Raw genomic sequence first — 12,730 nt, 5'->3', positions numbered from 1 at the left:
CCGATGAGCGGGACCGCGTGCCGGAGATCAGATGAGTGCGGCCTCGTGCACCGTGCGATCGAACTCGGGCAGCTCGGCACCGGTGCGCAGGGTCGTTGCGAGCGCCGGGTCGGCCAGATGCAGACGTCCGATGGCGATCAGGTCGAATTCGTCTTCGCCCAAACGTCGTTCGAGTTCGGGGACGTTGTTGCGCACGGGCGCACTGCCCTGCAGGCGGCTCTCGCGCAAGGAGGTCGCGATTCCCACGCTGCCCACCGCCATCGAGAGTGCTCCGGTGACCTTCTTCGCCCAGCCCGCGAGCGTGAGGTCGCTGCCTTCGAATGCCGGCATGTCGAAACGTCGGATGCTCGCGTCGAACACGTCGACACCTGCTTCGGCCAACGGCGTGAGGACGGCTTTCAGCTCGTCCGGCGTGTGGGCGATCCGCGCTTCGTAGTTCTGCTGCTTGTGCTGTGAGAACCGGTAGAAGATCGGCAGGTCGTCGCCGATGCGCGAGCGGATCGCGGCGACAACCGCAGCAGGGAAGCGGGTGCGGCGCGTGAGGTCTCCGCCCCATTCGTCGTCACGGAGATTCGTTCCCTCCCAGAGGAACGAGTCGAGCAGGTAACCGTGCCCTCCGTGCAGGGCGATGCCGTCGAAGCCGACCCGGGCCGCCGCGGCGGCGGCGTCGGCGTAGGCGGCGACGACCTGCTCGATGTCCTCGAGGGTCATGGCCCGTGTGGGGGCGGATGCCCGTTCGACGTAGCTCTTCCCGTAGGACGTGACGCCGAGCTCGCCCCAGATACCGGACGGCCGCATGGGGGTGAGAGCGGGATCGACATCGGCGGTCATCGCCCCCCAGAGGGGGCCGACATGCCAGAGCTGAGGAACGATACGTCCACCTTCGGCGTGGACGGCATCGACGACGCGGCGCCAGCCTTCGAGGGCTGCTTCGCCGTACATGTGCGGCACCCGCGAGTTGTCGACCGCCGTCGGGTGGTCGATGGCGACACCCTCGGTGACGATCAGGGCGGTACCGCCCGCGGCCCGGCGTCGGTAGTACTCGACGACGTCCGCACCGGGCACGCCACCCGGCGAGTAGGAGCGGGTCATCGGGGACATCACGATGCGGTTGCGGAGCTCGAGAGAGCGCACCGTCAGGGGGCGGAAGAGGGGGGACTCGGTTTCTGGCATCGCGGTCTCGGCTCTTTCGACTCGTAGGATGACGGCTGCAGGGCGGATTCGGCCCGCGCCTCGGTTGTACCCACAGTCCGAGCCGCGAGGCCGAGTATCTCCTGCTCAGTGAGACGCGCGGAGGGAGCGGCGAGGACGTCCGGCCCGCGGGGTGTCCGCTCAACGAGAATTGTGCAACAGGTCACCATCGAGTACTCTGGAGAGCGCCCACAAGAATCAATTTCAGTTTCGTCGCTGTGGTGGGTGACCAGGTTCGGAGAAAGGGTGGCGATGTCCGACTCGCAACATGCGCAGGTCTCCCAGGCATCGAAGCGCGAACTGCCCGCGTCGATGGTCGAACGTATGACCCTCATTCTCGACGCGTTCGACGACATGTCCTCCAGGCTCACCCTCGAGGAAGTCGCGTGCCGCACTCACCTGCCGCGCTCGACGGTCCACCGCATCCTCGACCAGATGGTACGGCTCGACTGGATCGACCACGCATCCTTCGGGTACTGCCTCGGTCGCCGCGCCAAGACCATGGGTGAGGGCGACGGCGGGCACATCCGCATCCGCGAGGCGGCGGCGCCCCTGCTCCACGAACTGCACATGACGACGGGCATGGTCGCGCACCTGTCCGTGCTCGACGGTCGCGACTGCGTCTACCTCGACAAGATCGGTGGTCAGCTCGCCGCAGCGCTGCCCTCCCGTGTCGGGGGACGCGCACCCGCCTATGCCACCGCCGGCGGTAAGGCACTGCTCGCAGGTCTCGAACCCGAGCAGGTCGATGCTCTCTACGTGGGTCCGCAACTGCCCCCGCGCACGGAGCGGACCATCACCGACCTGTCGACCCTGCATCTCGAACTCAACCGGATCCGCCGCCGTCACGGCCTGGCCTTCGAAACCGGCGAGGCCACCGCCGGTATGTCCTGCGTGGGCGCCGCGATCCGCAGCCCTGCGTCGCCCGTCGCCGCGATCTCCCTGTGCGGGCCCACCCGCCCCGGACACCTCGAACGCATTGCACCGCTGGTCGCCAACGCCGTCCGGGACATCTCCCGCACGCTGTACCCCGAACTGAGCACCCCCCGCCGCAATCGTGCCGCTCGGGCGGCGGATGCGTCGTGGTCACCGCAGGTCATGGAACGCATGCTCGCAACGCAGTCCGACGGCTGGATGTAACACTCATACGCCCGCACCCCCGGTCCCTGCTCGGGGCATCCCGGTGATCGGGAGCGTACGCGCGACGTGAGTGGGATCACTGGAAACCTCGTCGGTATGACGACGCAATTGAGTTTCGAGACCACGGCGAGGGAACTCGCGACCGACCGCGGCACCCTCCGGTATCACGAAGCGGGCCAGGGTGAACCGCTCCTGCTGCTCCACGGATCCGGGCCGGGTGTCACCGGTTGGCGGAACTACCGAGGTGTGCTCGCCGATCTCGCGGAGCACTTCCGCTGCCTGGTCCTGGAATTTCCGGGCTTCGGAGTGAGCGATCCGTGCGAGGGCCACCCGATGGCGATGGCGTCGGTGGCCGTGACGGACTTCCTCGACGGACTCGGCCTCGACCGGGTCTCCGTCATCGGTAACTCGATGGGCGGAATCGTCGGAACGCAATTCGCCATCGCCCAGCCCGATCGGGTGAAGAAGCTGGTCACCATCGGAGGGGCGGGACGGTCGGTCTTCGCTCCGTCCCCCGGCGAGGGCATCCGGTTGCTCATGGAGTTCACCGACGATCCGACCCGGGAGAAGCTCGTCCGCTGGCTGCGTTCCATGGTGTACGACCCGGCGATCATCACCGAGGAACTCATCGAGGAGCGGTGGGCACTCGCCACCGAACCGAAGACCCTCGAGATCGCGCGGCGTATGTACAGCACTGCTGCTTTCGCCGCCTCCGCGAAGGCCGCGGCCGCTTCCGACGCCACCCCGTACTGGGCTCAGCTGCACAAGATCACCGCGCCGACCCTGCTCACCTGGGGCCGGGACGACCGGGTCAGTCCCGTGGACATGGGAATGCTCCCGATGCGCGAGCTGCGCCGGGGTGAACTGCACGTGTTCCCCAATTGCGGGCACTGGACGATGATCGAAGCACGCGAGGCATGGCTGTCGACCGTGCTCGCGTTCCTCACCCGAGAAGACTCCTAGGCACCGGTCGCCGAGGGTCCCCGCCGGGAACCCTCGGCGCCGGCCGAGCGGTTCCCGCTCAGTGGAAAATCCACGATACGAGAACCGTTCTCCTGGGACCGTAAGCGCCAACGGAACCGACGCTCACCATGCCGTACCGGGGGCGTCACCCTCACAGAGCTGGAGAGATCATGGGACAGGTGCTCGACTCCGTTTCGGAGTTCGCAGACGAAATCCGCGCGGACGGCGCCGAAGGCGACACCCTCATGCGTCTGACCGACCGCAGCGCAAAAAGACTCCGTGACGCCGGTGTCATCCGGCTCCTGCAGCCGAAGGAATTCGGCGGTCTCGAAGCGCACCCGCGGGAATTCGCGGAGACGGCCATGGCCATCGGTGCGATGGACGGCGCGACCGGCTGGGTCAGCGGCATCGTCGGTGTGCACCCGTGGGAGATGGCCTTCTTCGACCCGAAGGCGCAGGAAGAGGTGTGGGGCGAGAATCCCGACACCTGGATCGCCTCCCCGTACGCGCCGATGGGTGTCGCGACCCCCGTCGACGGCGGGTACATCCTCAACGGCCGCTGGTCGTTCTCCTCGGGCACCGATCACTGCGACTGGGTGATGATCGGCGCGGCCGTCGGCGACAAGGACGGCAACCGGCTCAACCCGCCACAGAGCCTGCACGTGCTCCTGCCGCGGTCCGATTACACCATCGACCACGAGAGCTGGAACGTGGTCGGTCTGCGTGGCACCGGATCCAAGGACCTCATCGTCAAGGATGCCTTCCTCCCCGAGTACCGCACCCTGCGCGCGGAGCGCGTCATGGGCGGTGTGGCATGGCAGGACGCCGGCCGGGACGAAACGCTCTACAAGTTCCCGTTCTCGTGCATCTTCCCGCTCGGTATCACCTCGTCGCTCATCGGTATCGCCGAGGGCGCTCTGAACTGCTACATCGAGTCGCAGCGTGAGCGGGTCACGGTGTCCGGCACGGCCATCAAGCAGGATCCCTACGTCTTGTCGTCCCTCGGCAACGCTGCCGCGGAGATCGCCGCGTCCCGGGCCGCCATCCTCGAGACCGTCGATCGTTTCTGGGATCTGACGGAGAAGGGCGTGGAGGTCACCTTCGAACAGCGCGCCATCGGCCGGCGCACGCAGACGGCCGCCGCTTGGCGGGCCGTGGCAGCGGTCGACGAGATCTTCGGCCGTGCCGGCGGTGGCGCACTGCAGTTGAGCAATCCGCTGCAGCGCTTCTGGCGCGACGCCCACGCGGGTCTGAGCCACGCCATCCACGTGCCCGGATCCATCTTCCATGCCGCGACGCTCTGCCAGCTCGGCGAGGAGCCGCAGGGCATGATGCGGTCGATGATCTGACATCACACCACTGACGGCGAAGGAATATTCGGATATGACGGACATCCGGGGCCTGGGTTATCTCAGGATCCAGACCACAGACATCACTCGGTGGCGAGAACTCGTCGTCGACGGGCTCGGCATGGCGGTCGGTACCGGGCCCGAGGCCGACGGTCTCTACCTGCGTATCGACGAGCGCCGTGCACGTCTGATCGTGCTTCCCGGCGAGGTCGACAAGGCGCTCGCCGTGGGCTGGGAGGTGCGCGACGAGTTCGCTCTCCGCCGCGTGCGCGAGGCGGTCGAGAAGGCCGGTATCGAGGTGGAGGTGCTCTCGGAGGAAGAGTCCACCTACCGCGACGCCGAGCAGGTCATCGCTTTCGACGACCCGGGCGGAACTCGCACCGAGGTCTTCTTCGGGCCGGTGCTCGACCACAGCCCGATCGTGACGCCTTTCGGTGGCACCTTCCACACCGGTGAGGAAGGGCTCGGACATGTCGTCCTGCCCACCGCAGCCTTCGCCGAGTCCTACGAGTTCTACACCGAGGTGCTCGGTTTCCTCCCGCGCGGAGCGACCCGGCTCGGCGGACTCTCGGCCCCCCCGCCGGTCCGGCGAGTGCGTTTCCTCGGCGTCAACCGCCGCCATCACAGCCTCGCGCTGTGCCCGGCCCCGCCCGGGAGCGCGCCCGGTCTCGTGCATCTGATGCTCGAGGTCGACACCCTCGACGCGGTCGGTCAGGCCCTCGATCGGGTGAACAAGCTCGGTTTCTCGATCTCGTCGACGCTGGGCCGCCACACCAACGACAAGATGGTCTCGTTCTATGTCCGGGCTCCGGGCGGATGGGACATCGAGTTCGGCACGGAGGGGATGCTCGTCGACGAGGCCTTCTACACCGCAGAGGAAATCACCGCGGACAGCTACTGGGGCCACGACTGGTCGGGTTCCGAACCGCTCGCGGCGTTCTCGCCTCCGGTGGGCTGATCGAGTTCGTCCACCCGGATACCTTCCGACGATGCCACGGCGTACGACGCCGTGGCATCGTCGCGTCGGTGGCCCTGTCCGATCGCCCCGGTGCACCGGGGAGGGTGGCTCCCGGTGAGCGGGACCGGAAGGCGGTGCGTCACAGGCTTCGGCAAGAGTGATGTGGATTACAGCTCGTGCCGGATCCTCACGCATCTCGACGCGGGCCGTCCCTACGCATGCCCGAGGTGCTCCTGTGACGTCACTGCTGACCGAACGAATCGCCGACTTCGCCGCCGCGCGCAATGCCCGCGCGCTGCCGCCGGAAGTCGCCGACTACACCGGACTCATCGTCTTCGACACCCTCGTGTGCGGCCTCGCCGCAGCACGCATGGAACGTACTCGCATGGCACACAAGGTGATCGATCGCCTCGGTGGGCCCGAGGAAGCCACGGTGTTCGGCCGTTCGACCAAAGCGCCTGCCGCCGTCGCCGCTGCGTTCAACTCCGAGATCACCTACGCGCTCGACGCGGACGACACGCTCTTCAACTCGGCGCACTTCGCGACGATCGTGGTCTCCTCGGCCCTCGCCGAGGCCGAACGCGTCGGTGCGTCCGGCGACAACCTGCTCCGTGCCGTCGCTGTCGGCTACGACATGACCGCGCGGCTCAACCTCGCATGCTCGTTCATGGAGGTCGTCGACGGAAAGATGAAGTGGTCGGAACTCTTCGGGAGCGGATACGGCACTCTCGGCACGGTCGTCTCCGCCGGCCTGGTGTCGGGTGTGTCCCGCGACCGGATGATCCACGCGCTCGCGCTCGCTGCGGCGACAGCCCCGACGGCCCGGAACACCCACAACACCGAACGCACGGAACTGGCCACCTACAAGTACTGCCCGAACATGCATGTGGTGCAGGCAGGAATGACGGCATTGATCCTTGCCGAGGCCGGCTATCTGGGGGAACCGGACCTGCTCGACCTCGAACCGGGATTCTTCGAGGCCCAGGGATTCCGTTCGGTGCGGCGCGAGGCGATCACCGAGGACATCGGAGACCACTGGTGGATACTCGACAGTGCCGTGAAGTACTACCCGGCCTGCCGCTACACGGGTGCCCCATCGATGCGTTGCGCGCGCTCGTCCGTGAACACGGCTGGGGGCCGGACGATATCGAACACATCGAGGTTCGGCTCAACCCCGGCGCCTACAGCCAGCGGGTGTTCCACACGCCGGCAACGGAGATCGAACCCGACCATCGTGCCGCGATCCACGGAGCCTTCAACATCCCCTATCTGCTCGCACTGGCCGTCCTGCAGATCACACCCGGACCCGCGTGGTTCGATCCGATCCACACTCAGGATCCGAAGGTGTGGGACATCGCGTCCAGAATCGTGACGGCACCCGATCCCGAACTCGACCGCGACTGGGGAGACGCCGTGGCCGATTCGACGATCGGCCGCCCCCGCCGAACCCGTGCCTCGATGACGGTGCGCGCCCGCGGCCGGGAGTACGCGGTGGACACGGAGTTCACTCGGGGAGACCCCTGGACCCCGGAGACCCGTGCGGACTGGGACAGCGTGATGAGCAAAGCGGTGGACTTCTGCGGTGATCTCGTCTCCGTGGAACGACTCGAGCGGCTCGCCCGGACGGTTCGCGATCTCGGCTCCGTGCAGAACGTGGCGACCGAACTCGCACCGCTCCTGCGCGTCGAGTGACCTCGGGACGCGGCGGCGGAAGTATCCACCCGGAACTCCGACACGGCCGGTCGCTGCCGTAGCCGCACGCGGGTGCACAAGGGGCAGCGCGTGGAACCCGGATATGCTGCGGGGGAAGCGCACACACGACACGAGGAGTCCGATGACCGCCGACGACGTTCTGGACGCGGTCCGGGAATCGACCCCGGGGATCGCCGATCGGGCCGCACGTGTCGACCAGTTCGGCCGCATTCCCGACGAGACCATCCGCGATCTCGTCTCGGCCGGGGTGTTCCGCATGTTGCAGCCCCGCCGGTACGGCGGATCGGAGACCGAACCCGCGCGGTTCTACGAAGTGGTGCGGACGATTTCGGAGGTCTGCGGCTCGACGGGATGGATCGCCTCCATCGTCGGTGTCCATCCCTGGCATCTCGCTCTGTTCGACGACCGGGCGCAACGCGACGTGTGGGGTGAGGACGATTCCGTGCTCATCTCCTCGGCGTACGCCCCGGTCGGAAGACTCGTCCCCGTCGACGGTGGTGGTTACCGCCTGTCCGGAACGTGGATGTTCTCCTCCGGCTGCGGGTTCGCGTCGTGGGCGCTGCTCGGTGCGGTGATCGTCGGGTCGGAGGGGCAACCCGTCGATGTCGTCACCGTTCTCGTTCCGAAGTGCGATTACGTGATTCGCGACGTGTGGAACGTCGTGGGACTGCGAGGGACGAGCAGCAACGAGATCGTCGTCGACGACGTGTTCGTCCCCGGCTACCGGGTGAAGAGCAACTACGAGACCTCGCAGCTGCGAGGACCGGGCCAGAAGGTCAACACCGGTCCGCTCTATCGGCTTCCGTTCGCCGCCATGTTCACCACCACCGTCGCCGTGCCCATCGTGGGAGTGGTCGCCGGATGTTACGACGAGTATCTGTCGGCGATGCGCGAGCGGGTGCGGCTGAGTCTGGGTGGGGGACGTTTCGTGGACGATCCGTTCGCGCAGGTCGCGGTGGGACGGGCAGCATCGGATATCGACGCGGCGACGCTCCAGCTCGACCGTAATATGCGTGAGCTGTGGACGCTGGCGCGGGCGGGCGCGGAGATCCCGCTGCAACTGCGCTTGCGTACCCGGCGGGATCAGGTGCGGGCCACCGAGCGAGCGGTCGAGGCGATCGACCTGTTGTTCAAGACGGCCGGGGGGACGTCGTTGTTCCTCGGCGGTGTCATCGAACGTGCCTGGCGCGACGCACATGCCGGAAGCGTCCACGTCGCGAACGAACCCGAGCGGGCCTATGCCTTGTACGGACGGGACGCATTCGGGTTGCCGGTCGAGGACAACCTCATCTGATCTCCGCGCTCGCGGTGGGGACGCCGCGAGTGTTTCTGCCCGTTCTCCCGGCCACCGGGAATTCTTCACCGCCGAGGGGGAACGGCCTCTACGGTCCGAGGGGATCACTCCACCCTCTGCGGGATCGTGTGCCGCTCTCCGTTTTCGGAAGGACCTTCCATGAGCACTTCTCCGGTTCGCCCTGTCCCCGCCGGCGAGATCGAACGCTGGGATCTCGAAGCCGACGTCGTGGTCGCCGGTTTCGGTATCGCCGGTGTCTCCGCGGCGATCGGTGCGGCCGAGAGCGGCGCCGACGTACTGGTGCTCGAACGTACCGGTGGCGGTGGGGGAGCGGCGGCGCTGTCGGGCGGTATCGTCTACCTCGGCGGTGGCACGCGACTGCAGAAGGCGTGCGGATTCGACGACACCCCCGAGCAGATGAAGACCTTTCTCGCCGCGGCCCTCGGCCCGGGTGTGGACGAGGACAAACTCGACGTCTACTGCGAGGGCAGCGTCGACCACTTCGAGTGGCTCGAAGCGTGCGGCGTGCCCTACAAGGAGAGCTTCTGGTCGCAGCCCGGGTGGGAGTGCCCCGCGGACGACTCGCTCATGTACAGCGGTGGTGAGAACGCCGCGCCGTTCACCACACTCGTCGACCCCGCTCCCCGTGGGCATCTCGCTCAGGTGCCGATGCCGCGCAACGGTGATCAGGCTGCCGGTCACGTGCTCATGACCACCCTGATCGCGAAGGCTGCCGATCTCGGCGTGCGTGTCGAATCCGATGTCCGGGTCCAGCGTCTCGTCGTCGACGAGACCGGACGCATCGTAGGGATCGTCGCTACGAGGTTCGGTGCTCCGCTCACGGTACGTGCGCGTGGCGGTGTCGTCCTCGCCACCGGGTCGTTCGCCTACAACGACGAGATGATGCAGGCGCACGCCCCGCGGTTGTACAAGCGGCCTGCCGCGACCGTGGAGGAGCACGACGGTCGTGGAATCGCGATGGCTCAGGCACTCGGAGCGCGACTGGCGCATATGGACGCCTGTGAGGTCGCGTTCTTCTGCGACCCGCAACTGATCGCGCGAGGCATCCTGGTCAACGGCCGGGGGCAGCGCTACGTCACCGAGGACACCTATCCCGGGCGGATCGGCCAGCTCACCATGTACCAGAACGACAATCAGGCGTTCCTGGTCATCGACGAACAGGCCTACGAGGAAGGAATGGCCACACCGACTTCGAGTCCGCAACTCCGTCACCAGCCGACCTGGGTGTGTGGGACGGTGTCGGAACTCGAGTCCGAAATGGGTCTTCCCGCAGGAACTCTCGTCTCGACGGTGGAGCTCTACAATCGGCACGCCGAATCGGGGGCGGATCCGGTCCTCGGAAAGAAGGCGGAGTGGGTGCGGCCCCTCCGATCGCCGATCGCCGCGATCGATCTGCGCGGCATGACCGGAGGTTTCACCCTGGGGGGACTGCAGACCTCGGTGGACTCGGAAGTTCTTCATGTGGACGGAGATCCGATTCCCGGTCTGTATGCGGCGGGCCGCTGTACATCCGGCCTCTCGGCGTGGGGCTACTGCAGCGGCATCTCCCTCGGTGACGGTAGCTTCTTCGGCCGGCGCGCGGGAATGCGTGCGGCGGCGAAGTGAGTGGCACCGGAATGTCCCCTCGGACGCGATGAGCGGGGCATTCCGGATCCGGGTCCGGGAGGGCTCCGCATCTCGTGTCGTGCGAGCCTGCCGCGGGGGAATGCCGGGTTCGCGACCCCAGCCGTGCGCCGGCTCTGCAATTCGCGCCGGAGGCCGGCGACCGGACCTCGGTGCCGGGTGCGCGGCCTGATCGGGTAGTCGAACACGCGAGGAGCGTTGTCGCCGTACACGGAAAGGGCGGACCTCCTCACCGTCCTCTGCACGCATTGTGTATGTTCGACGCCGCGAACAGGGGGGCATCGATGAACGAACGCAGGACTGGGCACGGTTGTCAGGGGCCGGCCCTCCGGCGAGGCCGACCGGCACGGAATTCGTCTCCGTGCCCGGGACGAAATATGTACCCGAACGAGGATCTGGTGTAGAACATTTCGGAAAGATGTAACTTATGTCCGAAAAGCACGTTCTCTTCATCGTGAAAGGGATATCCGAGAAGTGGATCCGAGCCGAATACGTGCCCTGCAGATCGGCCGCTGGCGTCTCAAATACAGACTCGCGGCCGTGCTGTCGATTCCCCTCGTCGTCGCTGTCGCTCTCGGTGCCGTACGCGTCACGACTCAGCTCGACGAAGCGCAGCGGTCGGCCGCATTGTCCGAACAGACCGTTGTCGCCCCGGCACTGCTCGACTTCTCCACCGCTCTGATCAGCGTCGCTACCGCCACGAGCCTCGGATTCACCCCCAAGAACGCAACCTCGGACGATGTGACGCAGTCCATGGCCACTCTCAGGGAACTCGCCGCAGGAGCCGATCTCAACTCCGATGTCGCCGTAGAACTCGATGCGCTGCTCGCCGACGGCGACCAGCTCTACGCCGCGGTCATGAACTCCTCCCTCGGCGTCGACGAGCTCGGTCGCCGGACCACCGACTTCCTGGTGCGGTGCAAGAATCTCTTCCGGGACGTGTTCGACCTGTTCGAGAACCACGACGCTCTCGTCGACGCCACGAACCTGCTCCTGATGTGGGACGCGCAGCTCAACCTCCTCGACCAGATGGAGTCCTTCCGGCTGCTGTCCACCAACCCCGAGGCCGCCCGGCTCCTGGCGACCAACGCCATGAACACCGAAGAGTCGACGCTGCGACTCCTTCGAGGATCGGGGCTCGATACCGGGCAGATCGACGGGATGCTCGGCGATATCGAAGCGCGCCGTAGGCTGATCGAGAACTTCACGCCGAGCAGGCAATTCGGGGAAGACCTCCGCAACGCCATGATTTCGGCGTCCCAGCCTTATGCGGAGGGGATCGACAGCGCCAGCGCGCGCATCATCGGGACGCTCGAAGAACTGGCGGACGAGACACGTACCGCGGCCACCCGCGACGCGCTCCTCGTCACGGCAGCGCTCGTACTCGCCCTGCTCCTCGCGATAGCAGTCATCCGTTCCCTGTCGGTACCCCTGGGGCGTCTACGGGACAACACTCTCGCAGCGGCGAACACCGAGCTTCCCGCCGCCATCGCGGCGGTCAAGGACGGGGCCGACATCGACACCGTCCGTCTCGCTCCCGTCGGCACCGATACGGACGAGGAGATCGGCGAACTCTCCCGAGCCGTGGATTCGATGAACACGCAGGCGCTGCGTCTCGCCGGCGAGCAGGCCCACCTGAGGAAACAGGTGAACGTGATGCTCGAGACGCTGGCACGTCGCAACAAGACCCTCGTCGAACAGCAACTCTCGCTGATCGAATCTCTCGAATACGAGGAGAAGGATCCCGCGCGGTTGCAGAGCATGTTCGCTCTCGATCATCTGGCGACGCGCATGCGGCGTACCGGCGAATCCCTGTTGGTTCTCGCGGGCACGCGCCCGCGTACTCGCAGCGGGCCCGCACCGCTCGGCGACGTGCTCCGCGGTGCGGTGTCCCAGGTGGAGAACTACCAGCGGGTGCAGATCGGGAACACCCCGCACGGATATCTCGTCGGTAAGGCGGTGAACGACGTGGTGCATCTGGTGGCCGAACTCGTCGACAACGCGCTGCGGGCTTCCCCGCCCACCACTCCCGTCAGGTTCGAGTTCTCCTCTGCCGTGGAGGGTGGCCTCCTTCTCGATATCGCCGACCGCGGAATCGGTATTCCCCGAGATACCATGGAGGAGATCAATATCCGTCTCGCGGCGGGTGAGAATGCCGATGTCGACGCCCCGCGTCAACTGGGATTGTTCGTGATCGGGCGTCTGGCGGCCCGCAACGGCATGAGCGTGCGTCTGAGGCCGACCTTCGACACCGAGACGAACGCGGGTGTCACGGCGTCGGTCTACTTCCCGGCTGCCCTGCTCAGCGAGGTGCACACGGTCCAGCCCACCGTGATGACGGAACGTCCCCGCCGGCTCAGGACCGAGGAACTTCCGTCCTTGGTGCCGTCGACGACGCCCGCCGGAGGTATTGCCCACGGAAAGCATCGTGGTTGACATGTGACCGGAAGTGATGCCACCGCCGTCTCGACGGCGGTG

General features: G+C 66.7%; 9 protein-coding genes and 1 pseudogene. 9 read left to right on the top strand and 1 reads right to left on the bottom strand.

The features are described from left to right. Positions 1-27: 27 nt before the first annotated feature. Positions 28-1,173: a 12-oxophytodienoate reductase gene (locus tag PV766_RS01790; RefSeq protein WP_064063452.1), complete on the bottom strand. Its 1,146-nt coding sequence runs from the start codon at positions 1,171-1,173 to the stop codon at positions 28-30. A gap of 264 nt (positions 1,174-1,437) precedes the next feature. On the opposite strand from PV766_RS01790, the gene PV766_RS01785 reads away from it, so the two are divergent. From PV766_RS01785 to PV766_RS01745, 9 genes and pseudogenes are all read left to right on the top strand, one after another. Further along, a complete protein-coding gene (locus PV766_RS01785; protein ID WP_421096284.1) occupies positions 1,438-2,331 on the top strand; it encodes an IclR family transcriptional regulator in 894 nt (297 codons plus the stop codon). Positions 2,332-2,427: 96 nt separating this feature from the next. Continuing rightward, on the top strand, positions 2,428-3,294 hold the full coding sequence (locus PV766_RS01780; RefSeq protein ID WP_016931766.1) for an alpha/beta fold hydrolase: 867 nt from the start codon (positions 2,428-2,430) through the stop codon (positions 3,292-3,294). A gap of 170 nt (positions 3,295-3,464) precedes the next feature. Further along, positions 3,465-4,643, top strand: coding sequence for an acyl-CoA dehydrogenase family protein (locus tag PV766_RS01775; protein ID WP_064063454.1), 1,179 nt, complete (start codon positions 3,465-3,467; stop codon positions 4,641-4,643). Between the two features lie 34 nt (positions 4,644-4,677). Then, positions 4,678-5,601 (top strand): biphenyl-2,3-diol 1,2-dioxygenase, encoded by a 924-nt coding sequence (gene bphC, locus PV766_RS01770; protein WP_016931768.1) that lies wholly within the window; start codon positions 4,678-4,680, stop codon positions 5,599-5,601. Between the two features lie 160 nt (positions 5,602-5,761). After that, positions 5,762-6,571: pseudogene (locus tag PV766_RS01765) on the top strand (MmgE/PrpD family protein); the annotation flags it as partial. Positions 6,572-6,639: 68 nt separating this feature from the next. Beyond that, positions 6,640-7,293, top strand: a complete 654-nt coding sequence (locus PV766_RS01760; protein WP_421096283.1) for a hypothetical protein — start codon at positions 6,640-6,642, stop codon at positions 7,291-7,293. A gap of 142 nt (positions 7,294-7,435) precedes the next feature. Beyond that, a complete protein-coding gene (gene hsaA, locus PV766_RS01755) occupies positions 7,436-8,608 on the top strand; it encodes a 3-hydroxy-9,10-secoandrosta-1,3,5(10)-triene-9,17-dione monooxygenase oxygenase subunit (RefSeq protein WP_129977231.1) in 1,173 nt (390 codons plus the stop codon). A 159-nt stretch (positions 8,609-8,767) separates the two neighbouring features. Further along, positions 8,768-10,234 (top strand): FAD-dependent oxidoreductase, encoded by a 1,467-nt coding sequence (locus PV766_RS01750; protein ID WP_421096282.1) that lies wholly within the window; start codon positions 8,768-8,770, stop codon positions 10,232-10,234. A 558-nt stretch (positions 10,235-10,792) separates the two neighbouring features. Then, entirely contained in the window at positions 10,793-12,688 is a 1,896-nt protein-coding gene (locus tag PV766_RS01745; RefSeq protein ID WP_421096281.1) for an ATP-binding protein, read from the top strand. The last annotated feature ends 42 nt before the right edge of the window (positions 12,689-12,730 follow it).

This window comes from Rhodococcus sp. As11 (assembly GCF_048957735.1).
Taxonomy (GTDB): Bacteria; Actinomycetota; Actinomycetes; order Mycobacteriales; family Mycobacteriaceae; genus Rhodococcus; species Rhodococcus gordoniae.
Note: the sequence above shows the minus strand (reverse complement) of the source record. Positions and strands in the feature narration are given on the sequence as shown.

Coding starts and splice junctions, on each gene's coding strand:
- PV766_RS01790 (WP_064063452.1), bottom strand. CDS start 1,173: ATGCCAGAAACCGAGTCCCCCCTCTTCCGCCCCCTGACGGTGCGCTCT.
- PV766_RS01780 (WP_016931766.1), top strand. CDS start 2,428: ATGACGACGCAATTGAGTTTCGAGACCACGGCGAGGGAACTCGCGACC.
- PV766_RS01775 (WP_064063454.1), top strand. CDS start 3,465: ATGGGACAGGTGCTCGACTCCGTTTCGGAGTTCGCAGACGAAATCCGC.
- bphC (WP_016931768.1), top strand. CDS start 4,678: ATGACGGACATCCGGGGCCTGGGTTATCTCAGGATCCAGACCACAGAC.
- hsaA (WP_129977231.1), top strand. CDS start 7,436: ATGACCGCCGACGACGTTCTGGACGCGGTCCGGGAATCGACCCCGGGG.
- PV766_RS01750 (WP_421096282.1), top strand. CDS start 8,768: ATGAGCACTTCTCCGGTTCGCCCTGTCCCCGCCGGCGAGATCGAACGC.